Genomic DNA, 25,782 nt, shown 5'->3' with positions numbered 1-25,782 from the left:
GTCACCGATAACAAGTGAGACGAACAATTATTTTCCCTGACTCTTTAAGAAATGATATAAAGCCCCTATTTGACCTGACTGATTTCCGAATTGACAACGATCAATATTAGTCATTTGCAAAATATGAGGATTAATCCTTTCGAGTCGTTCCTTAATTAAGTGAACGAAGTTTTTTTGTACACTAACCCCGCCACCAAATAAGATTTTTTCAGGAGCAAACGCATGAACAGTGTTTGCCGTTCCAATCGCTAGTACATCAAAAAAATAATTAACTTCCTTTTGTATTAACTGATGACCTTCTTCAAACAGATGAAAAATTTGCTCTCCATTTAAATTCTGATCCATTTTATTATTAATTCGATCAAGTAAATTCCATGTTGAGCCTAATCGACTAAATGTCTGTTCTTCCGTTAACCTCGTTAATGGCAGTGACGTATTAAGCATCATTAAACCCATTTCCCCTGCCATTCCATCAACCCCATGGTGAATGTTACCATTTAAGAAAATCCCTCCGCCAATACCTGTTCCGATTGTTAAGCATACGAAATTTTGACACTCTTTAGCATTCCCTTGCCACTTTTCAGCTAATGCCGAACAGTTGGCATCATTTTCTGCTTCTACCAGAAGACCCAGATCTCTCAGCCTAGTCTTAATATTTACACCGATTAAATCTGTGACAGAACCTGCATAATGAATATCGCCTGATGATGGCGTTATGGCACCTGGCACACTTAACGCTACACCTTTGATTGGGAATTGTTCTTGGTCTTGCCTGATGATCTCTATTAATAAATGAAATAGTTCACCACTCCCTTGTTCAGGTGTGATACAACTTGTTGTTTTGTAAACTTTCGCTACTTCATCCATTACAGAGTGTTTAATTGACGACCCACCGATGTCAAATACAGAATAATAGTTTGTCATCTTGTAACATCCTTAAAACCGTTAAGATCAGAGAGTTCCCGAAACCATTTCCCACTTTTTTTCACCGTTCGTTTATAATCATCAGCAAGATTGACAGAGACCAACCCATAACGATTTTTATAGGCATTTAGCCAAGACCAATTGTCCATGAATGTCCAAACATGGTATCCTTTAACATTCACTCCCTCTTCAATCGCTTTATGAACCCACTTTAAATGTTCCTTATAAAAATTGATTCGGTAATCGTCTTCTATGCTTCCATCTGTTCCGATAAAACGTTCTTCATTTTCTACACCCATCCCATTTTCTGCAATAAAACAGTCAATATTATGGTAGTTGTTTTTAATATCAATCAGAAGATCATAAATCCCCTTTTCATAGATTTCCCATCCGCGGTACGGGTTCATTTTTCTCCCATGCATTTCATAATAATCAAAGTAGCGTTCGGGCAAAAATGGTGCTGAAGGATTAGAAAGATGTTCTTTCGTCTTCACTCTTCGTGGCTGATAATAATTTATTCCTAGTAAAGAAACAGTATTTTCTTTAATAACAGCCAAGTCCCCCTCCTTTATCACCGGGGTAAATCCTTCACTGTGGATTATTTCAATGAGCTCTTTTGGAAAAGTTCCTTTTACAGAAGGGTCTAAGAAAGAACGATTGAATAATAAATCTGCTCGATCTGCAGCCTCCACATCCGATGGGTGTTGACTTCGTGGGTATGAAGGTGTCAGGTTTAGGATGATGCCTATTTTGCCACCGAGATTCATTCTTTTATAGATTTCGATTGCTTTTGCACTCGCTAGAATCTCGTGAAAAGCTGCCTGAACGGCTTTGCTAAAGTTGCATAACGCAGGATAATGAAAACCATATAAATACTGACCTTCAACTGGAACTACTGGCTCGTTATGTGTAAACCAATACTTTACACGATCCCCAAATAACTCAAAGCATCTTTGAGCATATCTAACATAGGCTTCCACTACCTCTCGGCTTTCCCATCCTCCCATCTCTTGCATCGATAAGGGCATATCAAAATGAAAAAGATTAACGAACGGTTCGATATCCTTACTTATCAATTCATCGATTACATCATTATAAAATTGAATGGCTTGTTCGTTCACATCTCCGTTTCCATTCGGTATCAATCTTGACCAAGAGATAGAGAAACGAAAACTATTATGACCTACTTCTTTCATTAATTGAATATCACTTTTATATCGGTCATAAAATTGGGAAGTTTGCTCTGGTCCCACTTCATTAAAAAATCGATTTGGTTCGGTTTCATACCAATAATCCCATATATTCGGACCTTTATTTCCTAGTTTAGCAGCACCTTCCATTTGGGTTGCAGAAGAAGCAGACCCCCACCAAAATCCCTTTGGAAAATAATAATCCACTTGTTTTTGTTTCAATTCCAGTACACCTCTTTTTCATATGGTTAGTTAAAAAGTTAACGGATGATAGAAAAGACGGTAAATAACGACAACTGTCGATCTTCACCGTCTTTTTTTAGTTATTCTTTTATGATTGCTGATCTTCTCTCCACTCATCATACTGTTTTTGCATTTCATTCAATACTTTTTCAAGACCAGCTTCTTCAAATTTTTGGTTTGCCTTTGGTAAGTATTCTTCTGGATCTACTGAACCAGTTAATAGTGGTTTAGCGAACTCATTTGTTACGTTTGAGATAGCAGCAAGCTCTGTACGAACTGGTGATGGATCAAAGTGAAAACCTAAAGTAGGTGCAGGTGTAGATTTTTCATTAAACTCTTTAAATGCATCCCATTTATCCTCTGGTTCATCTTCGTATAACGGTAAGATAAATTGGTTACCTATGGCAAAGCTCGGCATATTGAAACTTTCTATACGTGCAGGTAAGTCTTTGATTTTCCCATCTTCCATTTCTTCATAGTGAACATCTTTAATTCCCATATCTAGTAATGTACGCAATTTTGGATCCGTGTTTAGCAAGTTTAAGAATTCAAGGGATTTCTCAGGATTTTTAGACGTGATAGAAATTGCTTGCATAGAACCTGTAACCGAACCATTTAACGTAACAGGATCACTCTCTGGACGGACCACTACATCATATCCTGCAGAACGTGACCATTGAAGTTCTGCGTATGGTTGATAAAATTCTTTACGCATAAACCAATTTTCTACTTCTAATGGATTTGGGTCTGTACTTGTTGCTGCATCAGCTCGAATATAGCCTTTTTCGTAATAATCGTGCATCGTTTTCAACTTGTCTAGCATTTCTTGTGTTTCATATGGATTGATAATCTTATGATCATTTGAATCTAAAGGAATGGCGAATGGATGTTTATCATCGATAATATAGTCAAATGGCATGTCTGGTGGAAAGAATGTTGCGATTGGATTAAAGTTTGGCTCATTTTCCTTAATCGTTTTCAAAAATGGCTCAACATCTTCTAAGGAATTAACCACTGAAAGGTCCATATTATATTTATCAGCTAGTCGTTCGTTAAAAACGAGTACACTCTGCTGTCCTACTTCTTTGTTCGTTGGAACAGCATATAAATGCCCACCAACCTTTGCTCCTTCTAAGAATGCAGGATCAATTGCATCCTTCAAATCTTTTCCATACTCGTCTAGCATATCGTCAAGTTCTACAAAAGCCCCTTTACGTGCATTTAATACATAATTATTAGCCCATGAACTTGTAAAAGAAATATCAAATGGTTCACCAGAAGCTACAATAACCTGCATCCGCTGATCATAATCTCCCCAATCGAGCATAGTTAAATCAATCGTTGCATTAATTTTTTCTTTCGTATACTCATTGACTTCTTCCATTACTTGATCCAGATCTTTTTGTGGTGTGCCGATCATGTACCATTTAATTTCATAAGGATCTGAATCTTCGTTATCTGCTGCGTTACTGCTACATCCCATAAGAATCGCTGAAAGACTTAGCATCAAGACTAATAATAAAATAAGTTTATTCCCCATTATAAAACCTCCTTTTGTTTTTTTAGAAATTATTCTTTCACACCACCAATGGTTAGCCCTCTCACAAAATACTTTTGGAAGAAAGGATACGCTATTGCTATTGGAAGTGTCGAAATAACTACCATTGCCATTTTCGCCGCATCTTGTGGAATATCACTTAAAATTCCTTCTTGCTGCCCCCCTGATAAGGCATTTTGTCTAATAAATTCAAGGTTATTTTCAATTTTCATTAATAGTGATTGTAATGGAATCAAGTTCGGATCATCAATAAATAGTAGTGCATTAAACCAGTCATTCCAATAACCTAATGTACTAAATAGGGCTATCGTTGCAATCCCTGGTAAAGACAGAGGCATGACAATTTGGAAAAAAATCCTTAGCTCACTTGCACCATCTATTCTAGCTGATTCTAGCAACGGTTCCGGAATCGTTCTTTGGAAAAAGGTTCTCATAATTATAATGTAAAAAGCGTTGATCAAAAGAGGTAAAATCAAGGCCCAAATAGAATCACGCAACTGTAGAAATTGAGTTGCAACAATATAAAAAGGAACTAAACCTCCATTAAAAAGCATGGTGAAAAGAGCAAAAAAGGTGAAAAACTTACGATATTTAAACTGCTTTCTAGAAATGGCATATGCATAGAAAGAAATCATTAATACACTTATGATAGTCCCAATGACCGTGACTGTGATGGTAATAAAGTACGACTGGAACATCTGATCCTTCATCTGCCATAGATACTCGTAAGCTTCAAAACTCCACGTCTCAGGTATAAGACGAAACCCTTCTCGAGCAAGTGTTTCTTTGTCACTTAATGAAATGATGATGACGTAAATAAAAGGAAAGATACACAATAAAGCAAATATACCCAGAATCATATTCATGACTACATTAGAAAAGCCGCTAAAGCTATGTAGATCCTTATTACGTTTTTTCTTTTTTTTCGGAGGGATGGTCTGCCCTGATAAGTTACCATCTGGTTTTGTCACTTGTTCATTCGATAACTTTCTCTTCATAGATTCTTCCTCCTCCCTAGCCGATTGTCATGTGTCTTATCGAATTTTTAAAATAAGGCATATTCTTTATCAATTTTTTTCACAAGATAGTTTGTTAACAATACTAAAATAAATCCAACTACTGATTGGTAGAGTCCCGCCGCGGTACTCATACTAACCTCTCCCATCGTTGTTAATCCCCGGTATACAAAGGTATCGATAACGTTAGTAACGGGATAAAGTGTCCCTGAATCTCTAGGAACTTGGTAAAATAGCCCGAAATCGGAATTAAAAATCCTACCGATATTCATAATTGTTAAAATGATCATTAAGGGAGTAATCATAGGAATCGTGATAAAGCGGATCTGATTCCATTTGTTAGCCCCGTCAATCAGTGCGGCTTCATAATAGTTTCTATCGATTCCAACAATGGCAGCTAGGTAAACGATACTTCCATATCCGACACCTTTCCACATGCTCATAAATACAAGGATGTATGGCCAATATTCCGGCTCGCTGTACCAAGAGATGGCATCGACGCCAAACCAACTTAAGGTATTATTGATCAATCCTTTATCTACACTTAAAAAAGAAAAGACAAAATAACTAACAACGACCCATGATAAAAAGTGTGGGAATAACATCCCTGTTTGATAAATTTTCGCTAATTTCTTGTTTGCTATTTCGTTTAAAACGATCGCAACAAACACAGCGAGAACAAGTCCGAGGAAAATAAAAACTAAGTTGTATAGTATTGTATTACGAGTAATGATATAAGCGTCATTCGTGCTAAATAAAAACTTAAAATTCTCAAATCCTACCCATTCACTATTAAGTATACTTGCAAAGAAACCATCTGGATCGTACCGGAAGTTTTTAAACGCTATTACCGTTCCAAACATAGGAAAATAGGAGAATAACAAAAACCATATTGTTCCAGGTAATACCATTAAAAGCCATACGCTATTATCCTTTATATCTTTTAGAAAATGGTTCACACGATTCATTTCGCTCCCCCTTCTCTCTTTTTTGAAAACCCTTACAATATTATTGTAATAATAATAAGAGAGTGAAAAAAGTTAATAAAATATAGATTTACTGTCATTATTAAACTTAAAAAGGCCAGTCTATAATAGACTGGCCTCTTTGACTAGTTAAACTGCATACTTCGCCATTCCGTTGGTGTAACTCCAACACTTTTTTTGAATTTTTTATAAAAGTAAGTAGTGTCTGAATACCCCACACTCTTCCCAATTTTTCCGGCTTTTTGATGAGTACTTTTTAAAAGTTCCTTTGCTTTCTCAATACGATGTTGATTAATATATTCAGAGAACACAATACCAAGCTCTTTATGAAAAAGCTGCCCTAAATAAATGGAATTAATATGGAATCTTTGACTTAACGTTTTTAAGGAAATCTCTTCATCATAATGATCATGAATATATTCCAAGATACTTTGTATAATGGAGCTTCTTTGAACGGTTTGTTTTGGAAAGGCTTCAATTAATTCATTTAGATATTGCTCTACGATTTTTCTTAGTTCCTCCAGAGAGTGAGATTTCAAGATTAAATCTACCCATCTCGTTGTCGGATAAAACTTGGCATTCGGCGTTAACTTTTGAACAGATATCACAAGTTCAATCATCGATTGGCGGATGATTGAAGGAGGGTATGTATGATCTCCCTCTGCGAATTGTAGAAAAGTGTCGTCCAGCCAAGTATTCGCTTTTTCAATATCTTCGTTTAGTACATACTTCGTTAGTTGGATGAAATCCTGTTGTTTCACGTAATTGTTATCGTAAAAATGTTCCATTATTTTTTCTGTAATAATCGTATTGGGTTCTAATATTAGCTGATAGGTTGCAAGCTCGCTTGCTAAATCATAGCTTTTTGGTAATTCAATTGCTGATGATACAGAACGACCTATACTAAGATAAAAATAATCAAAGTGGTCTGATTTATGAAGGTAGACCTTTAACCTCTCAATCGTTTCCAGCTGATGTTTCTCATTTTGTTCTGAAAGAATAGCAACAAAGTCATTATCAGGACTGATGATACAAACGGAGTCTATCAGGTCCTCAATTTCAGTACGAGCTTTAGACAATGCTTCTTGGTCAAGGTACGCATTCCATCCAAATTGGATCATCGCTACGGTTAATACCGGATCACTTAATGATAAATGATATAAATCTGCTCGTTGTCGCCACTCTTTTTCATCAATCTCATGGTTAAGTAGCCTCCATACCATGTTATCACGTAAAACGTAAGAAGCACGATTGCGATCCTCTCTCGTGTCTTTCTTTTTCTTTTCAATCACATTTTCTATTGTGTTAATTAATTCTTCCTCGTTCACCGGTTTTAATAAATAATTTTCGATCCCAAGCTTAAGACCTTTTTTGATATATTCAAATTCTTGAAATCCAGAAAGTACTATATACTTCGTGTCTTTGTTAAGTTCCTTGCAATGAAAAATTAACTCAAGGCCTGTCATTTTTGGCATTTTAATATCCGTTATCATAATATCGAAGGTGTTTTCTTGTAATAGCTGAAGAGCATGGGAACCATCGTACGCTTCACCTGCAATTTCTAGGCCGTAATCCTCCCAAGGAATTAACGCTTTCATCCCTTCAATAATTAAAGGTTCATCATCTACTAGTAAGACTTTATACATGGCTGTCCCCTCCATTTCCTGGTATTTTAACGACTACAGTGGTTCCTTTACCTTCAATACTATTTATCTCTAAACCGCAGCCATGGCCATATTTTAATCGAATTCGTTGATGGATATTTTTAAGACCGATTGAGTTGGAATTTACAGCTTCCCCTTCAAGATTATTCTGGACTTCTCGCAGTCGATTTTCAGATATGCCCGTCCCGTTGTCTATAATAGATAAAAATAAATAATCGTTTTCTTCCACTAAACGAATGGTTAGTTGATTTTCATTCTTATCATTTTGAAAACCGTGGATAATAAAATTTTCTGCAATTGGCTGTAAGATGAATTTCAGAATATTACGATTTAAAAATTCTTCAGAAATATTAATATGCAATTGTAAACGGTTGGGATAACGTGATTGAACAAGGTTTACATATTGTTTAACATGCTCTAATTCACTTTGGATGGTAACAAATTGGCGAGCATCTAGTGAATAACGGAATAATTGCCCAAGAGTATAAATCATTGAACTAGTTGCTTTCGAACCATCGATAATAGCTTTCATTCGGATTGCTTCTAGTGTATTAAATAGAAAGTGAGGATTAATTTGAGATTGAAGCGCTTTCATTTCAGCTTCACGCTGCTTTATATTCATAATATAAACTTCATCAATGTACTTATTTAGATCCACTAGCATATTATTAAAGCTACGAGAGATTGTTGACAATTCGTCATAATGCTGATCATGGGGAATACGCACGGTTAAATCCCCTTCTATCACTTGCTGAATCGTTGTCTCAATGGTACGAATTCGCTTAGAGTAAGATTTCATGGCGAAAAACGTAATAAGAATAGCCATTACCGCAAAAATACAGGTAAGAATAAGCAATGAACCACGAATCACCGTTAACTTATCAATTTCATGTTCTGGAACGCTTCCTATCAATAGAAAACCATGCTCCTCACTCGCCAAGGTGTTTATATGATACGTATCCTTATCCCATTTCATTTTTTTGGTGGCACTCTCAAAATCAAGGGATTGGATTAGACCTTGATTATTGCTTTCATTCGACTGGAAGTAGATTTCGCCTTCCTTGTCCAATATATAATAAGTACCCTCTGATTCTGTTTTTGTTAAAGAAATAATTTCTTCAATACCCTCTAAACTATAAAAAACACTTATTTTTCCAAGCTCTGATAAAGTAACCGGATCATTTAACGTTCGTTTAAATTCGATCATATTCTTTAATTCTCGAGTATCGCTCTTATCATTTGTTATTTCCTGAACACCATCTGTATTAGTTGGATCAACTAGATCCTCACTTTGAAGTCGTTTCGAATTATTCCAGAGAAAATGATTAATAACATATGAGTATTCATAGTTGCCTTCAACACTACTTAAAATAATCGCAACTACTTGATTGTCTTGACCAAAGTACTCATAAAAATAATTATCCATATTATTCGCTACAAAGGAAGAACTGTCACTGTATTTGTTCAGCCGAAACTCTAAGTACTCACCATAGTCATGTTCAAGAGCATATGAGATATCAAAGATTAAATCACCACTCATATAAAGCTCTTTCAATGCATTGTCCGTAAAATCTTTTTTGCGCTCAATATACGATTCAATTCGTTCAAGTGTCCTCATATTCGAATCCATTTCTTTCTGTACAATCACTTCAGAGTAATAATGCGATATCGTAAATAGTAAAGTAAGCATCGTAATCATAATGGTAATAGATAACATGAACAAGATTTTATTGAATATTTTATTCTTTAACTGTTCCATATCGAATTAGACTCCTTCGATCAATATAAAACAATCGTTTTTATTTCGTAGGGCTTTACTAGAAGTTCTATTGAACCCGTTTGCACATTCCTGATCGGAGCTTCCATGAGGTCCGTCTCTACCCACTTTTCAAAAGGAGTAGTTAACTTTAATTGGATCGTTCCTCTTTTACCTTTATATTCATGTAGACGGATGACGATCCCTTCCCCATTTTCCTCTCTTTTAATGGCGTCAATAATCACGTGATCTCCGTCTACCTCAAGCCACGTTTGATTGTCCAAAGTGACCTCACCCTGTTCAACCGTTAGAGGATTATTCAAAAACCATGCTTGCTCGACTGTACCGGCTTCCTTCCAATCCCCTTCATGAGGAAATAAGGAGTAGGCAAACTCATGATGGCCTTGATCTGCCTGCGGGTCAGGGTATGTAGCGGACTTGATGAGGGATAGCCTCATGTAATGATCTTTAATGTCATATCCATATTTACAATCATTTAAAAGACTCACTCCATAACCCGTCTCCGATAAATCAGCCCATTGATGACCCACTGTTTCGAAACGAGCCATGTCCCAACTCGTGTTCCAGTGTGTTGGTCGTTTGACATTTCCATACTGAATATCAAAGGTTGCTTCTACCGATCGAATATCTACAGGGAAACATACCTTTAAAAGCTTTTGTTGTTCATGCCAATCGACTTTAGATTCAAAATCGATTCTGCGATGATGTGCATAGACAATCATATCTTGCTCAATGTATGAATTTCGATAAGTCCACTTTAGACGAAGCACGGAGCGTACAGGCCCATTTTCAATCCACTCTATTGTTTCGAGTTCCTTTACTTTTTCCATCTTTTCCTGATAAAAAATATCAATATCCCATGCGTCATGGGCAAGTGGCTTATCTTCAAATACTTGTAGCACGTTTCCGGTTTCATTCGGTGATAATACTTCCCGATCCGCTTGTTTATCAAATAAACGGGAGATTTGTCCCTGGTCATTTATTTGTATTTTATAAAAGGGTGTTTCTAATAATCTATTTCTATAGGTAAATGGAGTTTTGGCTTCCTCTTCAATCCCTTTTACAAATTGAAGATTCGTCACACCAAATGAATTTGCTTCTGGTATATGAATAATCCAGCCGTCTGTAGATTGTTGTGCTGGAATCTTTTCATGTATGGCTGTTTTCCATGCTCCCACTTCTCTAGTTGAATCAGTGTATGGAATGATCACTTCGCGGCTGTTTTTCCATTGAGAACTATTGAACATTGAGAAGTATTCATTGTTTTCTGTCACTAGTCCTCTAATAGCATTCGAAACCAACTCATTACCAAGCGTTTCTGCTTGTTCATACTCTATTTTTGAATCTTCGTATACCTCGTGAATCGAAGAACCTGGAATAATATCATGGAATTGATTACGGAGGATGATTTTCCACCCTTCGTCGAGATTCTTCTTGTGATATTGCTCCCAACCGTTTACTAATCCATTCCATACACTCAACCATTCAGCTTCACGATAGCGAAGTTCAAGCTTCCTATTCATTCGCTTATTATGTGCTTGGCTTGTATAGGTACCACGGTGGTATTCCAGATACAATTCACCATCCCAAGTGTGGTTATATTCATTAGTATTCTCAACCTTTTTATGAAGCAAGTTAAAATATTCTCCCGCAGTTGTGGTCTTTACATGAGGCAATCCCGGCATCAGATCCAAGCGTCGTCTTAACTCAAGCATTTCTCGGTTAACCCCGCCGCCTCCATCCCCATATCCATACGATAATAAGAGGTCTTGATTGACTTCTTTGTTACGATAGGACTTCCAACTGCCATTGACCGTTTTAGCTGTAACTAAACCATTATAAGTATAGAACCACGAATCCTCAGGGTTCCAAGGCTCTGGAGTTGTAATAAAGTGGGTTAAGATTTCCGAACCATCAATCCCCCGCCATGTAAACGTATCATACGGCATTCGATTGTATTGGTTCCAGCTAATTTTGGTTGTCATCATTGTTTTTAAACCAGATTTTTTCAAAATTTGAGGCAGAGCCCAACTATAACCGAATACATCCGGAAGCCAAAGATACTGACTTTCTACCCCAAATTCCTCAAGTAGAAATTTTTTACCGTATAGGATTTGTCTCACAAGCGCTTCCCCACTTGGAATGTTGCAATCCGCTTCCAACCACATCGCTCCTTCTGTTTCCCAGCGTCCCTCTTGAATCCGTTCTTTCATTTTTTGATAGATCTCAGGATAATCTTCTTTGATATATTCATAAAGTTGGGGCTGGGTTTGGAGAAATAAATAGTCAGGGTATTGTTCCATCAGTTTAAGAACAGTGGAAAACGACCTTGCTGCTTTTTCACGGGTATGCTTAAGACGCCATAACCAAGCAACATCAATATGAGTATGGCCGACACAGTGTACCGTTACATTAGAGTGCTTTTCAAATTGTTCAATTCGTTGTTGTAGATGTTGTTGGGCCGTTTGACAGGATTGATAAAACTCATCACTCCCAGGTTCTCCCCAATTGACTAACTGAAAGACTTCATTTAAACAACTTGTTAACTGTTGTCTCTCCGGTCGCTCATTAGAAAGTTCCATAATCGTTTGATACATGGCAAGGGAAGAATAATACAAATCATCTACCGATTCATCCAGCCATGCAAGCTGAGAATTTTCCAATTTATATTCCTGTTCCTTCGGTTCTCCCCCACCTTCTAGGCCCGACCATAATCGGAAATCCAACGATACTTTTTCACCACTAAACTCCTCATGAAAAAAGACTTCCTGGTGATTGGAATCGACTCCTTGATATGGATGATCATTGACAAATAATAATGATTCAAATCCAGAATTATTCCCGCCACCTGTACGTCCAAAATCAAAAAGCCCTACCACTTTTCTTTTTTGCCATTCTGATGGAACCGTCACATCAGCGTGCAGCCAAAGATAACGATCTCTTCCTTTCCAACGCTCTCCGACATGCATGACATGATTATGATCGGATTCGAAAGGATAGGTGCCTATTTCTCCATTATCTTCTGAACAGGAGAATGAACTAATCTTTCTAGCATCACGGTAACGATAGTTTGATAATTCATTAATTCTTGCTTCAAATTTCCTTTCGACTAAAAACAAGGTGATCCCTCCTCATCGGTCTTTTAGCTTACCGCTTCTTCAAGTCTACGGAAGCGTTTCATACAAACATTAATAATCCAATAAGCCATCAAAACCCCAGAGACAAATGGAATCAAGCCAGGTAAGTTATAAATAAGATATCCTATACAAAATAATCCCACTATCATAAGGAACGTGGTGGTTGGACTAGCAATGGCATAAATAAACGCCTGCTTAAAATAGTCCCTCATTGATAATTGGTAATGGACGTATAAAGGAAAGAAATAAATAATCGTAAAAACAAAAACGAGAGATAAAAATAGAAAAAACACATATAGAAAGATCGAAAAGACACCTGGCATCATTTCTGCGACTTTCAAATCAAAATAAATAAATAGACCGAGTAAGACAAATATTAAACCAGCAAAGTTGCCTCTAAAAAATTCCTTCTTAAACGTTTCTTTGTAAATTTTCCATGGTGAAATATCAAAATTCCCCATGCTCCACTTTCTTGTTACTGTAAATAACGCAATCGTAGCAGGCATGAACCCGAAAATTCCCAGCCCCGCTCCGATAAACAATAGCCAAAGAAGATTGACCCATACAAGACGTGTGACCCATTCACTTGTTTGCTGTAAAATGTTTCCGAACATGATGATCACTCGCCTTTCTTGATGTATTAGAAGCCAAGAAGAACCTAACCTCCTTGACTCCTATTTGTTTTAACCATTGGTTGTTACAGCTTCAACTACTTATGAAAACTCATGGTTTAGGATACGAAGGCCATTCAAATGTAAACGTTGTTCCTGTGCTTCGTTGATTGTGCTCATTCACCGTCACGAGCTCTAATGTAGTCGTTGTCTCTTCCCCAACTCGAATCAGTTCAGAAATATAATATGCTGTATTTGGTGTAGCCCCTATCCATTGTTTGCTGCCATCAGGCATGACGCGATAGATTTCGTAATACTTAAAACCCTCATCATCGGCAGTCCAACTAAATCCAAGATCTGCATAAATAGATTCCTCAAACTGCTGTTCCAGCCAGTTCACACTTGAAGGGGAGTTTGGATTATCATTATTTGATTTTCTATCATAGATTTTCAGCTCGCCGATATTAATTGAAAAATCCTCTATTTCTTTGTTGCTATCGAAAAATAACGAAATGGCTGCGATCTGCTTCCCTTCAAACTTTTTCAGCTCCAACTTGTCTGTCGTCCATTCACCATTCCCACGTATCTCAACATCTAAATAGGTGAATTGATCTGGTTCGTCATCATAGCTAATGCCGATCTTCATATTAGGTGATGAAGATGTTTTATAGGTAATAGAGATCTCTGAATCTTTCTCAATCGGTAAGTCTGTTTTATAAAGCATAAGATTTGTAGCATTTTCCTTATTTAGCTCTCCTGACACCTTTAATGAGGAACCGCCATAATAAGATTCTTCCCAGTCAAAGTCCGCATCAAGAGGTGATCCTTCGCTGTCACGAATCCAGCGCCATGTTGGCAAAATGTCTTGTAGACTTCGATTATTCCATTCTTCCTCTAATAAGGTTATACCATCTACAGAGAAGGAGCTCCCACTCCCAGTATTAAAATTCGTTACGAATGGCACTTCATTGATCACGGTTTTCGCAGAAAAATAATGGGCTAACCCTTTCCAATCTCCATTATTAACTGTCTCGCTCGGATCCCCACCTTCTCCAACCCAGAAGAGATCTTCTTTATTTAAGAAATCTTTAATCGTTGAAGTCGTTTTAAACGCCCAATCAGGTCTGTAAATACCTAGGGAAGTATATGGATCTTGACCTTCAGGAAAAATGCCTTCCCAGTTGATTCTCGTTTCTATTCCTCTTGCCTCTACATCAATGCCAGTGTAGAGATCATACGGGTTTCTCCCTAACTGTTTGGCTTTTTCATATGAGCTCCTTTGACTATTCCACCAGAAATTTAAAAACATGCTGTCCGATCGTTGAAAAAACTCTTTATTTTGATCCGTCAATGCGTTTTGCCAAGAAATACTTCCGTTCTCAACCATTGAGTCATACCACATCATGTGCATGCTTTCAGGTTTATTCGTTTGTAAATAAGCAAGGAATTCCTTCATTTTCTCCGCAGTTTCCTGTGTACCACCTGCTGTTTCCTGGTTAATAAACCAGCCATCGAAACCGTAATATTCCGCTACTTCAATTAATTTATCAGCAGCAGGAAACGTTCCATCGCTGTTCTGCGTTAGCATCTGTTCTAACCACTCAAACTTTCCACCGTATACAATTGGTGGGAAAAAGACATTCCCTAAAATCGGAACACCGTTCTTGTGAGAAGCATCAATGACATCCGCACTCGGCGGAACGATAATCCCTTCACCAGAAGAGCCAGCCCAATAAACCATTAAATCGACATATTGCCAATAGCTAAATGTATTCGCAAAAAATTCTTTGCCCCCTTGTGAAGGGACTCCACTCGTATGAGGGTTAAGTGCTGATAAGGCCGTAAGTTGAGCTTCTGATTGCGCATGCTCATTGACGTTATACAGCACATCACTCTCTTTTAGCGGGATAGTACTTTTATTGAAAATGGCATCTGGATCATTGTCAGGGCTCCACTCTAGAAATTCTTCGGGAAACCAATAGGATGATTCAGGTTGGGCAGCAACACTTTGATTAGATACAAAAAAAACAAGAAACAGTAGTGAAAAGCCAACGGTTAAACGAAATTTATTTACTGTCATTACTTCACCCCTATGTCGTATTTGCACCGGCTCTCTGGGTCATAGAATCATTTAACAGTTAATTTTTTTGTGTAATGGACTCCCTTTTACGGCTAGTCCACATAAACTTAAGACAAATTCACTGAACATGGAATTGGCCCATGAAAACCAGTCTCTTGTAAACTCGCCTGGGTCATCCGTATTGAACCCCTCATGCATGAAACCAGTGCCCCCTTCTGACTCTTTCATCACCTCCAAGATTTGTTTTCTTTCGTCCTCTTCTATGCTTGTCATCCCCTGAATAGCTAAAGCAATATGCCAGATATAATGATCCGGTGTATGAGGACTCCCGATTCCACTTGCTACTTTTCCTTCATAATAATAAGGATTGTCACGACTTAACAAAAATTGACGTGTATTGGCATACCTCTTATCCTCAAAATCACACCATCCAAGATAAGGCATGGACAGAAGACTTGGAACATTGGCATCATCCATTAGATGATAACCACCTTTACCGTCTGTTTCGTATACATACATTTCCTGATGAACTGGATGGTTAAGAAGAGCATAGTGCTCGATTCCCATTCTGATCTCAGAGGCTAATTGTTCACACTCTGTTTTTAATTCTTCGTTATGCAAAACCTTTTCGCCTATCTCCGCCACGTAACCCAAAACAACAGCTGCGAACATATTGGCTGGCACCAAATAACCGTATAGACAAGCATCATCACTTGGACGGAAAGCACTCCATGTCAACCCTGTTCTAACGGTATCAGAACCTCTTCCATCGCGAATCAACGTATCCGATTGTCGAACATTTTCTCGTTCAAAGCGATAAGACGACTTTTCCTCGTGCTCCTGCTCGGTCTTCCAAACATGAAGAATGTTTTTTATTGCTTGGACAAAGCTCTCATCAAAGTGTTCTGTTTTACCCGTTGATTTCCATAATAAATAGGAAAGCTGAATCGGATAGCAAAGTGAATCAATTTCGTATTTTCGCTCCCAAACGATCGGTTTCATGTCCGTTTGATCTGACTGATATCCATTTCCATTAGGTTCTTCATTAAACGCATTAGCGTAAGGGTCTTCATTGATATAGCGAATTTGACGTCGCACAACCCCTTCAATGAGATTGGCCATTTCCTCGTCTTCCTCTGCCGCAATCAGATAGGGCCTTACTTGTGCGGCAGAATCACGAAGCCACATGGCGGGTATATCTCCTGTTATGACAAAAGTTGTCCCATCTTCTTTTGGCTTTAACGTTGTTTCATAGGTATTTAGAAAACATTGCTCAAACATGGTTTGTAGCTTTTCATCATCCGGGAACGTTTCTTTCACTCGATCAATTAATTTTGTTAATGAAGTAGGGGTATTTTTTATCACTGTCATCGCCCTCCCTCTCCTGTTGAAATCCCAATAGTGAATATTTCATATGGGTTTACCGTTTGACTGCTCGCCTTTTCTCCAAGATTTCTTATGGATTCTTCTATAATATTGCTTTGATAGTAATTGTGAGCTTTTTTACTTTGAACAGAAAGTAAAGATTTAGTTCCTGAAGGATTAAAGAATCGAACCATAATATCATCCTTTTCCTCTGCTAATTTCAAGCTAGAAAAGGAAGATTTGTCTCCTCCCCAACTTACAAACTCCCCACTTAATGGGACAGATCCTTGATGAATATCCGTTTGAACCGTTACGTCAGGTATTTGAAAATCATAGGCTATCTTATAGGCTTCCGAATCAATAACAGACTCTTGATGTGGGATAAGCATAAATTCGACATGGTTTTCTCCTAAACACTGTGCCCCCGGTGTTGGGAAGTATCCCCAATCTCCTAATTCCGAAACAGAACGCAAAATGGTCACAGCGATGGTCGTGTCTTTTTCAAGAATTTCATACTCATTCAGCCCTTTATTGGCAATCGTTAAGCCAACTTGCTCGTCTGAAACGGAGACAAAAGCCTGTTGATGGTGATCGAAGCTAGGATTCTCCCATTCTATTTCAGGATGGTTCGGACGTTTCACTACTTCGAAAATACTGTCAGCATAATGATGATCGGTTTTCAAATTGGTTGGAAATAACACACGGAGACGATGATCTTTTGATTGATTGTTGATGGTTACTTTCACCTTAGGCCCTCTTGCATTTGTTTCGAGTGTTAAATGTGTGACCATTTCAAGTATAGTCGTTTCATTCGAACGTGCGGCATTACGATCGGGATGCCAAACAAGGTTATTTTTTTCTTCTTCAAACGTCTGTCCAGCTTCCTGTGGAACTTCCCATACGTGTTTGATTTCAATACATGAACGGATACTAGAATCTTCAATCGTTCTGATCTCCGCTCCAAGTTTTTCCGTTGTCAGTGGGACTTCACTAGCAGGTTTTTTAAACATATATTCATTTCCAATATCACTAGTATTTTCATAAATACCTAATCTGTCGTACGAGTGGCCCGTTTTTTTATCTTTCAAGGTGTAGGATCCATTATCATGAATCAGGACCTGAACATACTGATTTTCAAGGGTTCTCTCATTTGTTAACAACGAACCTCCTCTGTCAGTTTCTTGAGACTCTGTTAAAAAGTAAGTCTGATACCCTAGTTGCGGCAGTTGTTCAGCCGAGAAAATAACCTTTATCTTTCTTGCAAAATAAGGCTGACGGAAGTCCTGATCAGGGAGTTCATAGCCAAAATGGACGCCCATATCTTTCACTGTATGAGGAATAACGTCTTTCTTCGAATTAATAAGAGTAAAGTTCGGCACTTCTTTCGCCATCAAATGGTCACGGATTTCAGAAAAATGCATGTTGGAGAAATAAACTTTTTCGATTTCCACTACTTTTTCAATTACCATGTCACGTTTATTTCCAGAAGTATTAAACACAACGAGTGGAATGTCACCTTTCGTTAAACCAGCTTCTGATGTGTCAATTTCCGTGGCAATGTGTTCCGTTTTCTCAGAAACAATCATTTCTACTGTTTGCTGTACTTTCTTGAAACGTGTGACCATTTCTTCATGAACTTCATCGACAGAACAGCCACAGATGCTATCATGTGGGTGGTTTTCCATCATCAGCTTCCAAGAATAACGTAAATAATCACGAGGGTACTCGCCTCCCAAAAGATGAGCAAATACCGATAACGGTTCCGCTACTTTTTCTAATAATGTCTGGCAAACCTGATTCATTTGTTTTAAATAGATTCTTGCTGAAGCAGTATTAACAAGAGTAGACCAGCCATCTGTCCTTTGGTTTCGAAGTTCGCCTTTAATCGTTTGGAGCTTTTCTGGCAACGACATTTGTAGCTCTTGAACATACTCATCAAAATTAGAGTGGACAAATTCAACGTCAGGATAAAGCTCATTAGCCATTTGCAGTGCCTCAGGAATATCCACTTGAACAGGTTGATGGTCACATCCATTCATAAAAAGAAGATGGTTTGTAGAGGCATATTTCTCTGCATCTTTCAATTTTTGCTGCCAAAAGGCCTCTGCTTCACTAGGCTCCGTAGGAATCTCATTTCCATTTGAATACCAATTAGCAAACAAGATGCCTAATACAGATGAACCGTCAGGGGATTCCCATTTTAGCTCAGAAAAAGGCGATTCAAAGTTTACTGCATCACTAACTGTATTGTTAAAACCGGTCGGCTTTACACCTCGACCAAACGTTGCGGCGTTAATTCCTGCTTGCTTTAATAGTTGAGGAGCTTGACCGTAGATCCCAAATGTATCAGGAAAATAACCGATTTTAGAAACTTGTCCATACTCTTTCGCATCCTGTAATCCATAGAGAAGATTACGAATATTCGCTTCACTACTTGTTAAAAACGCATCTTGCAACACATACCATGGACCAATATGAATACGACTCTCCTTAATATATTTTTTCAACTCTTCTTTTCTATGCGGACGAATGGCGAGGTAATCCTCTAACAAGATCGTTTGTCCATCTAGATGAAAACTATTAAAACCTGTGTTTGAGGCAAACATATCTAGAACTTTATCCATTAATTTCACGAGATAAAAACGATGTTTCTCAAAAGGTAAATACCATTCTCGATCCCAGTGAGAGTGGGAAATAATATGGGCTTTTCGTTTTTCTGTCATGTTATACACCCTTTTCCAGCAATTTATTCCGCAAGAACAGCGGCTGCTGCTCCTTTAAATCCTGCGGTACGACCTTGTTCAGCTATAGCGAAAACAATATTTCGTTTGTGATGATCTAGTAAATAATTAGGAACAGCTTGGACAACTTGTTGATAAAAGGTCGGCTGTGCCAGTACGATGCCACCACCAAGGACAACAAGCTCTGGATTAAGAAGTTGAACCGCTTGGCTGATTCCCCTTGCCAGATAATCCGCTCCGCTCTTCACCACTTCTGCAGCTGTCGTTTCTCCGCTTGCACCTTGTTCAAATAGGTCTTTTCCCGTCCAATCAGGGTCAAAGGGTTGCTGTAAGCTCTCTAACTTCTTTTTCCAAGTATTCATCATACCGGTCCCAGAAGAAAAAGCCTCAAGGCAGCCGATTTTTCCACATCCACAAAGAGGACCATTAGACGCCATACTCATATGACCGATTTCCCCAGCACCTGATAGCACTCCTTCATACAGTTCGCCATTTAGGATTAATCCTCCGCCAATACCGGTGCTAACGGTGACATATATCATATGTGAATATACACTTCTATGAGAATAATAGTATTCTGCGAACGCCGCTGCATCTGCGTCATTTATTAGCTTCACCTTCGTTCGGAAAGCGCTATCAATTTTCTGTACTAAAGGATAGCCATGCCAGCTTTGAAGATTCGGAGGTTCAAGAACTATTCCTGCCTTTGTATCGAGAGGCCCAGGACTTCCTATACCAATCCCAATAATATTTGGTTCTACGGTATACAAGGACTTTATATATTGAATCATCTTTTCAAGGGCTTGATCTGGTCCTCCGTCAACGTTCGTTGGAAATTCTATTTCTTTTAGAACCTTTCCATCCTCTCTTACTAACCCAATGGCTATTTTAGTCCCACCAATATCAATTCCAACCGCTACCTTCATAGTCATCGTTCCTTTTCTAAGTTCTTTCTTTCTTACCATATGACCCTCTTATGTAAGTGTCAACGGAATGCCTTAATCTCGTTAACTTTTTACACTATATCTAAAATTAATACATGACTCTTGTATTAGTAGGTTCACATCCGAAAAAATCGATTAAAACACACACGAATCCCTGATTCTGTTTGAAAACCAATCAAAACGCCATCATCATTTTTTCGCACAGCTCCTATCTTCTCTTGGGTTGGGTTGTTGTTTTTTCATTTTCGACCATTGTGTACATTGGTTTGATTATGAATATTGGCATTTACATCAATCTATTTTCCTAGACATGAAAAAACCAGTACTTACACAAAAATTTGTGTAAGTACTGGTTTTTTAGTTATTCTAGTAAAAAGTTAACCCCTGCTAGATCCGTTTGACCTGCTTTTGTTGCGTACGCATAAATGTTGTAATAGCCTGCTTCTAGCTTCACACCGCCAACTTTACCATCCCAAGCAAATGTTTGAAAACCAGCTTCAACATCTTCTACGATTGCGATATCTCCTAAATAGGCAAGTGGTGCGCCATCTGCATTCGATGCGTAGATGAATAGATCAACTTGTTCAGCCCCACCTGGGAAGTATCCACTGATTGTGAACTCATCACTATTTTGTTCTACACCCATGCTTGAAACACGAGGATAGTCTGGTTCCTTAACAAACAGGATCGTCGGAACATCAATGACCTCATCGCCATTAGACACTTTGATTGACCCTTCATAATAACCAGGATCAAGTTTGCTTGCATCAACTTGAACATTCAGATTCACTTGTTTTGATTTCCCAGCATTCACTTTAAGGTTATTGCTGTTATTTACTTTAATTGCTTCGCTTTGTTTGCCAAAGTCCACATCAAATGAATACGTTTGTTTTGTTTCAGAAAGGTTTTTAATCGTAAAGTGATTCTTCTCAACTTGCTTTCCGTTATCTTTAGAAAATACACCAAATGAATGACTGGCATCCGTTACAAGTGTCGTCGTTTCCATTGCGTCTACTATTCTGATACTACCTGCACCTTGTGTATTGTGAGCGTAATCTTCACTTGTTTCTGGGTTTATTAAATTATCAGCTGTGTTCATTAGTGCTGCTTTTACGTCATCCACATTCCAATCTGGATGTGCTTGTAATAGGATAGCAGAAGCACCGGCTACGTGTGGTGATGCCATACTCGTACCTTGCAGAGCAGCATACCCATGTGGATTTGATGGGTCATGTGTTGGAATGGTACTCGTGATATTCACACCCGGTGCGGACACGTCTGGTTTAATCATCCATGTATCCACAACTGGACCACGAGATGAGAAGTCAGCCATTGTTTCATCAGCTTCATGTGAAAAATCAATGTTAAATGAAACGGTGTCGTTGCCAGCTTCAAGCTCAGCTAAAAGCTTTTGACCGTCTGCTAGTGTTGTTTTTATTGTTGGAACATCCATACCAGGAACATCCACATGTTCGCCATCGATATTGTTATAAATAATCGCTCCTATTGCCCCTGCGTTTTTGGCATTCGTTGCTTTATCAACAAATGCATATTCTCCACGACTAATGAGCGCAATTTTTCCCGTAAGATCTTTTCCTGCAAAGTCTTCCTCTGCTCCTAACCCTACGTCAACAAACTCATACTCACCTTCATTTAGAGCAAGTAATTCTTCGTCATTCGGAAAGCCCATTACTTTTGCAGATGGATAGCTTACTCCTTCAGAAGTAACTAGCTCAGAGCTGTAAACATTGTATGGAAGCTGTGTTGCACCAACGGAAATCGCTTCACGAGATGTTCCTGGTGAACCTACTGTCCAATTGGTTGGACCACTGTTACCGTTTGATGTAACGGCTACAATTCCTTCTGCCATTGCCCAATCTAGTGCAATGGATGTTGCCCAGTCAGGACTATTAAGTGTATTCCCTAATGAAAGGTTCATCACATCTGCACCATCGAGTACAGCTTTTTCAATCCCAGCGACTACATCTTCTGTTGAGCCAGTGCCACCAGGGCCAAGCACACGGTAAGCAAGAAGTGTTGCATCAGGTGCTACACCTTTGATCATACCATTTGCTGCAACTGTTCCCGCAACATGAGTTCCATGATACGTTGAATCTCCTCTAGGGTCATCTGCTGGTGTTTCTTGTGGATCATTGTTGTTATCAACCAAATCCCAGCCTTTATAATCGCCAAACGCATGCTCTAAATCAGGATGCGTATAGTCAACACCAGTATCAATGATAGCAACAGTCACACCCTCACCCGTAAAACCCGCATCCCAAGCTTCTTCTGATCCAATGTATGGTGCACTGTCAAACATCTCTGGGCTGAAGAACTCTTCAGAGATAACTTCTCCTTCGCCGACACTTGTTGTGGTATATGAAACGTTTGGATAAACAGCTTTTACTCCTTCTACAGACAATAAAGCCGGAATTTCACTTGCAGGAAGCTCAACTGAAAAACCTGAAAATACATAATCATATTCACGATTTACTTCCGCTTTTGATACCTTTTTATCTAAATCAACTTTGACTTTATTCCGTTCATTTTTAAGATTTTCTTCCGACTGACTCGTGCCTTGGTTCTTAGCTTCAATAATAGACGGTTCGTCGAGTTCAACGATTACCGATGTACTTTTGTTCGAATCAAAATTAAAATCTCCGAAAAGCTCAGCAAGCTGTGGTGCTTCTTTAAACGAATTAGTATTGGCCCCTGCTCCCATCCCGAATGAAGAGAATACGAGTAAAACAGAAAGTAAAACAAGGATTGATCTTAACCTACTTTTTATCATTTCTTATTCCAACCCCTTTTTATGATTTGTGCGCTTGAGGACCATCCACCTCCTATATATTAGCGCTTCTACTAAAATTTATAACATTACTAAATATTCTGTTATTCTTCTTTTCTTCCTTGAGTGAAATGTCTTATTTTTCAAAAGAGTATTTTTTAGGCATTTAAACATATAAAAATCTATTTATTATGTCTTTCAGTTCAATATAGTCACAAAAACTATTCTCCTAGTTACTAGTCTTAGAGAAATTTGACTCTTTAAACAACATTTGAAATCGAATCATTCAAATGAAAACAGGCACATCCAAGGAATTTGGACGTGCCTGCTTTCATTTGACTAATTTTAGTGTCTATCATGCTCGGCATTCAACGTATAAGAACACTTATTGCTGAGTGACATTACTTAGTTGGTAACTCCGCCCATGTACTTTCTAACCATTTATCAAAATCAGCGCCTTGTTCACCTTCATAGGTGTCATACACATCTAGTCGCATCTTTTTTAACTTCTCTTTGAACTCTTCATACGTATGATCTTGTGATAAACTCTTTTTTATTCTCAACAAGATTTTAGTTACGCCTTTAATCAATTCACCTTTTTTTCTTGGTGGTAGTTGAACATCTTCACCTAGTTCTTTTAGCTTACGAAAAGAAGCTTCTCTAATTTTATACACAGCATCAGTATTCATTCTATGCGTTAATATATCGATGATTTGCTTGTTTTTCCACTGACCAAGCTCGACAACAGCATCTAAACGTTCTCTCCAATTAGATGTACGATTTGCTGATTTTTTTAATTCCTCATAATTTGCAGGTAACTCACTTTTTTCATTATTATTGTTCAAACGATCCATTCTCCTTCTATTTCAAAATCCATTTGACGAAACAAAAAACTCATACCATTTACGACACCTTATCTGTGAAAAATTACTCGTTTTCTGTTTTGCCACTCTCAGTCTCTTCCTGATTAAACCATAATGGATCATTATTATCGACCTCGCCATTATAGTTGATTAGGACCTCTTCACCTGCTTTAATATCTTTGTAAGCATAAAAGTCAAACGTATGGTTATCAAAATTAATATCATAAGCTGCATTCGGCTCGTAGGAGTGGTTAAACAACATACCATACCCTAAAACAATTGCACTATGGTTAATTCCATACTCAAACGCATAATCAGCAAGCAACGTTTTCTCTATGAAAACATGTTCCTCATTAGGATATGGTAGTACCGGCGCTTCATGTAGAATCTCACCTTTTGATATATCACGTTTTGCGAATACCCCTCTATTGAGCTCCCCGTCACTGAGTGTGGAAGTCTTTATTTCAATCATGTTATACACCTGCTCTTCTTTTCTATGGAGTCCATCATCTATCTTCTTGCCTTAGGAAGAAAGCATTTGTTTCACTCCTTCAACCAATCCTAGCATAATTCTATTGGATCGGTATATAGCAAGGTCTCAACATGTGAAATATCATCCTCCCATCAAGTTCTTACCCAAGCCCCAAAAAAAGGTTCCCGCTTGAATTTTATGAATCGTATGACTGTATTCAAGTGTTTTCTCGAATTTTTTTGGTGGTTTCACCTGAGAAAAAAAATGAAATACTTCCTTCGTTTGATACCAATCTCCGTCGATAAATTTATGACTAACGTCTCCCCAAGTGCCTTCTAAAGGAGGGCTGAAAATGGCTGGTTGTGAACTTTCACTTTCACTCGTCAAAGAAATCTCTTTTAGTCGTGAACCATTAGTCTTTTCAGCAGAAAAGGTTTGAGGCCAATAATCAGAACGTGAACCAGTATGCGGTGTAACGTCTACAAATAACATGATATCTTCAAAAATGAATTGAATTTCAAACAACATGACATATAGACGTTTACCAAGCTCAATTCTTTTTTCAACAGGAGCAAAATGACTCACATTTAAACCGATAAGATTGGTCCTATTCTTGCGCAATTTATAAGGAAAAATCACGTTTGTAAAATGAAATAGTTCTTGCATTTCAAACAATGACGTTTCAAAAACATTTTCTTTATAATACTCGTTTGAGACAATACGTTGTTCTATATAATGCTGCTCGTTGATAATCAGCGCAATCGTTAGTAACTGTGAGTCTCGATCTCGTAAAAAAGAGTCCCAAACAGGTTTCATAAAAATAGACACACCAAATTCAGGTAACAAATGGAAGTGATTCCTTTGTTTTTCTTTACTTTGTTCATACAAAAGGAGTTGAGGATAAGCATCATGGAAAATAAACGCATTGGCACACTCTAAAAACATAAAAAAATCTTTTTTTGCTTTCGTCGTAAAAATATTCTCCAATAAGCTACCCTTCAAATCCGTCATATTCCACCCACCGTTCCGCGATACTAGATGAGCTAACAGCGCCCAATGAACTTCAGGATGATCTTGATAAAAAGCAAGATACGCTGCTGTTCTTGTAACATTATTTCGATTATGTTCATTCGTTTTCTGCTTGATCTTCCTGACAAGTTCATTTTCGGAAGAACAGGTAACGGATGATTTACTTTCATATAATTCCTGGACACTCTCTTTCCACTTTAATACAGTTTCTTGATTAAGTTCTTGCTGCTGCCACCGTGATCGTGCTTTTGATTCATATGAATGCTTAGCTATTTTATGGGAAGTTGAGGAAGCGATATGGACAGGTATCTGTAGTGCCTTTTGAAATGAATTGAAAATGTTCAACAAGATCGCGCCTCCCTCCTACACATGGTGAATTCCACCAACTAAGTAA

At 38.0% G+C, this 25,782-nt stretch carries 17 protein-coding genes; all 17 read right to left on the bottom strand.

The window, feature by feature from the left end; all coding sequences use genetic code 11:
• Positions 1–27 precede the first annotated feature (27 nt).
• The 17 genes from AB1471_RS10410 to AB1471_RS10330 all read right to left on the bottom strand — a co-directional run bounded on the left by AB1471_RS10410 (position 28) and on the right by AB1471_RS10330 (position 25,736).
• A complete protein-coding gene (locus AB1471_RS10410; RefSeq protein ID WP_367779696.1) occupies positions 28–924 on the bottom strand; it encodes an ROK family protein in 897 nt (298 codons plus the stop codon).
• Positions 921–2,342, bottom strand: coding sequence for a glycoside hydrolase family 1 protein (locus AB1471_RS10405; protein WP_367779742.1), 1,422 nt, complete (start codon positions 2,340–2,342; stop codon positions 921–923). Before AB1471_RS10405 ends, AB1471_RS10410 begins: the two co-directional genes overlap by 4 nt.
• Positions 2,343–2,445: 103 nt before the next feature.
• Complete coding sequence (locus tag AB1471_RS10400) at positions 2,446–3,897, bottom strand: ABC transporter substrate-binding protein (RefSeq protein ID WP_367779695.1); 1,452 nt, start codon at positions 3,895–3,897, stop codon at positions 2,446–2,448.
• A gap of 29 nt (positions 3,898–3,926) precedes the next feature.
• Complete coding sequence (locus AB1471_RS10395; RefSeq protein ID WP_367779741.1) at positions 3,927–4,781, bottom strand: carbohydrate ABC transporter permease; 855 nt, start codon at positions 4,779–4,781, stop codon at positions 3,927–3,929.
• A 179-nt stretch (positions 4,782–4,960) separates the two neighbouring features.
• Positions 4,961–5,899, bottom strand: coding sequence for an ABC transporter permease (locus tag AB1471_RS10390; RefSeq protein ID WP_367779694.1), 939 nt, complete (start codon positions 5,897–5,899; stop codon positions 4,961–4,963).
• Positions 5,900–6,042: 143 nt separating this feature from the next.
• Positions 6,043–7,563 (bottom strand): response regulator, encoded by a 1,521-nt coding sequence (locus AB1471_RS10385; RefSeq protein WP_367779693.1) that lies wholly within the window; start codon positions 7,561–7,563, stop codon positions 6,043–6,045.
• Positions 7,556–9,340 (bottom strand): sensor histidine kinase, encoded by a 1,785-nt coding sequence (locus AB1471_RS10380; RefSeq protein ID WP_367779692.1) that lies wholly within the window; start codon positions 9,338–9,340, stop codon positions 7,556–7,558. Before AB1471_RS10380 ends, AB1471_RS10385 begins: the two co-directional genes overlap by 8 nt.
• Before the next feature lie 20 nt (positions 9,341–9,360).
• Complete coding sequence (locus AB1471_RS10375; protein WP_367779691.1) at positions 9,361–12,477, bottom strand: alpha-mannosidase; 3,117 nt, start codon at positions 12,475–12,477, stop codon at positions 9,361–9,363.
• A gap of 23 nt (positions 12,478–12,500) precedes the next feature.
• Positions 12,501–13,109, bottom strand: coding sequence for a YesL family protein (locus AB1471_RS10370; RefSeq protein WP_367779690.1), 609 nt, complete (start codon positions 13,107–13,109; stop codon positions 12,501–12,503).
• A gap of 109 nt (positions 13,110–13,218) precedes the next feature.
• Positions 13,219–15,186 carry an endo-beta-N-acetylglucosaminidase gene (locus tag AB1471_RS10365; RefSeq protein WP_367779689.1) on the bottom strand — a complete coding sequence of 656 codons (1,968 nt, stop codon included), beginning with the start codon at positions 15,184–15,186 and terminating at the stop codon, positions 13,219–13,221.
• Positions 15,187–15,237: 51 nt separating this feature from the next.
• Positions 15,238–16,551 carry a glycoside hydrolase family 125 protein gene (locus AB1471_RS10360; protein WP_437342358.1) on the bottom strand — a complete coding sequence of 438 codons (1,314 nt, stop codon included), beginning with the start codon at positions 16,549–16,551 and terminating at the stop codon, positions 15,238–15,240.
• 2 nt (positions 16,552–16,553) lie between these two features.
• On the bottom strand, positions 16,554–19,274 hold the full coding sequence (locus AB1471_RS10355; protein ID WP_367779687.1) for an alpha-mannosidase: 2,721 nt from the start codon (positions 19,272–19,274) through the stop codon (positions 16,554–16,556).
• A gap of 23 nt (positions 19,275–19,297) precedes the next feature.
• Positions 19,298–20,257, bottom strand: a complete 960-nt coding sequence (locus AB1471_RS10350) for an ROK family protein (protein WP_367779686.1) — start codon at positions 20,255–20,257, stop codon at positions 19,298–19,300.
• Positions 20,258–20,597: 340 nt separating this feature from the next.
• Positions 20,598–23,027, bottom strand: a complete 2,430-nt coding sequence (locus AB1471_RS10345) for a S8 family serine peptidase (RefSeq protein ID WP_367779685.1) — start codon at positions 23,025–23,027, stop codon at positions 20,598–20,600.
• Between the two features lie 398 nt (positions 23,028–23,425).
• A complete protein-coding gene (locus AB1471_RS10340) occupies positions 23,426–23,878 on the bottom strand; it encodes a HEAT repeat domain-containing protein (RefSeq protein WP_437342357.1) in 453 nt (150 codons plus the stop codon).
• A 73-nt stretch (positions 23,879–23,951) separates the two neighbouring features.
• Positions 23,952–24,359, bottom strand: coding sequence for an SET domain-containing protein (locus AB1471_RS10335; RefSeq protein WP_367779683.1), 408 nt, complete (start codon positions 24,357–24,359; stop codon positions 23,952–23,954).
• 141 nt (positions 24,360–24,500) lie between these two features.
• Positions 24,501–25,736, bottom strand: a complete 1,236-nt coding sequence (locus AB1471_RS10330) for a DUF2515 family protein (protein WP_367779682.1) — start codon at positions 25,734–25,736, stop codon at positions 24,501–24,503.
• Positions 25,737–25,782: the final 46 nt, after the last annotated feature.

It is taken from the genome of Jeotgalibacillus marinus (assembly GCF_040801915.1).
In the GTDB taxonomy this organism is placed as follows: Bacteria; Bacillota; Bacilli; order Bacillales; family Jeotgalibacillaceae; genus Jeotgalibacillus; species Jeotgalibacillus marinus.
Note: the sequence above shows the minus strand (reverse complement) of the source record. Positions and strands in the feature narration are given on the sequence as shown.

Bases quoted from the DNA above. Each gene is read 5' to 3' on its own strand.
- AB1471_RS10390 (WP_367779694.1), bottom strand. From the start codon at position 5,899: ATGAATCGTGTGAACCATTTTCTAAAAGATATAAAGGATAATAGCGTA.
- AB1471_RS10335 (WP_367779683.1), bottom strand. From the start codon at position 24,359: ATGATTGAAATAAAGACTTCCACACTCAGTGACGGGGAGCTCAATAGA.
- AB1471_RS10385 (WP_367779693.1), bottom strand. From the start codon at position 7,563: ATGTATAAAGTCTTACTAGTAGATGATGAACCTTTAATTATTGAAGGG.
- AB1471_RS10350 (WP_367779686.1), bottom strand. From the start codon at position 20,257: ATGGTAAGAAAGAAAGAACTTAGAAAAGGAACGATGACTATGAAGGTA.
- AB1471_RS10345 (WP_367779685.1), bottom strand. From the start codon at position 23,027: ATGATAAAAAGTAGGTTAAGATCAATCCTTGTTTTACTTTCTGTTTTA.
- AB1471_RS10365 (WP_367779689.1), bottom strand. From the start codon at position 15,186: ATGACAGTAAATAAATTTCGTTTAACCGTTGGCTTTTCACTACTGTTT.
- AB1471_RS10370 (WP_367779690.1), bottom strand. From the start codon at position 13,109: ATGTTCGGAAACATTTTACAGCAAACAAGTGAATGGGTCACACGTCTT.
- AB1471_RS10400 (WP_367779695.1), bottom strand. From the start codon at position 3,897: ATGGGGAATAAACTTATTTTATTATTAGTCTTGATGCTAAGTCTTTCA.
- AB1471_RS10395 (WP_367779741.1), bottom strand. From the start codon at position 4,781: ATGAATATGATTCTGGGTATATTTGCTTTATTGTGTATCTTTCCTTTT.
- AB1471_RS10380 (WP_367779692.1), bottom strand. From the start codon at position 9,340: ATGGAACAGTTAAAGAATAAAATATTCAATAAAATCTTGTTCATGTTA.
- AB1471_RS10355 (WP_367779687.1), bottom strand. From the start codon at position 19,274: ATGACAGAAAAACGAAAAGCCCATATTATTTCCCACTCTCACTGGGAT.
- AB1471_RS10340 (WP_437342357.1), bottom strand. From the start codon at position 23,878: ATGGATCGTTTGAACAATAATAATGAAAAAAGTGAGTTACCTGCAAAT.
- AB1471_RS10410 (WP_367779696.1), bottom strand. From the start codon at position 924: ATGACAAACTATTATTCTGTATTTGACATCGGTGGGTCGTCAATTAAA.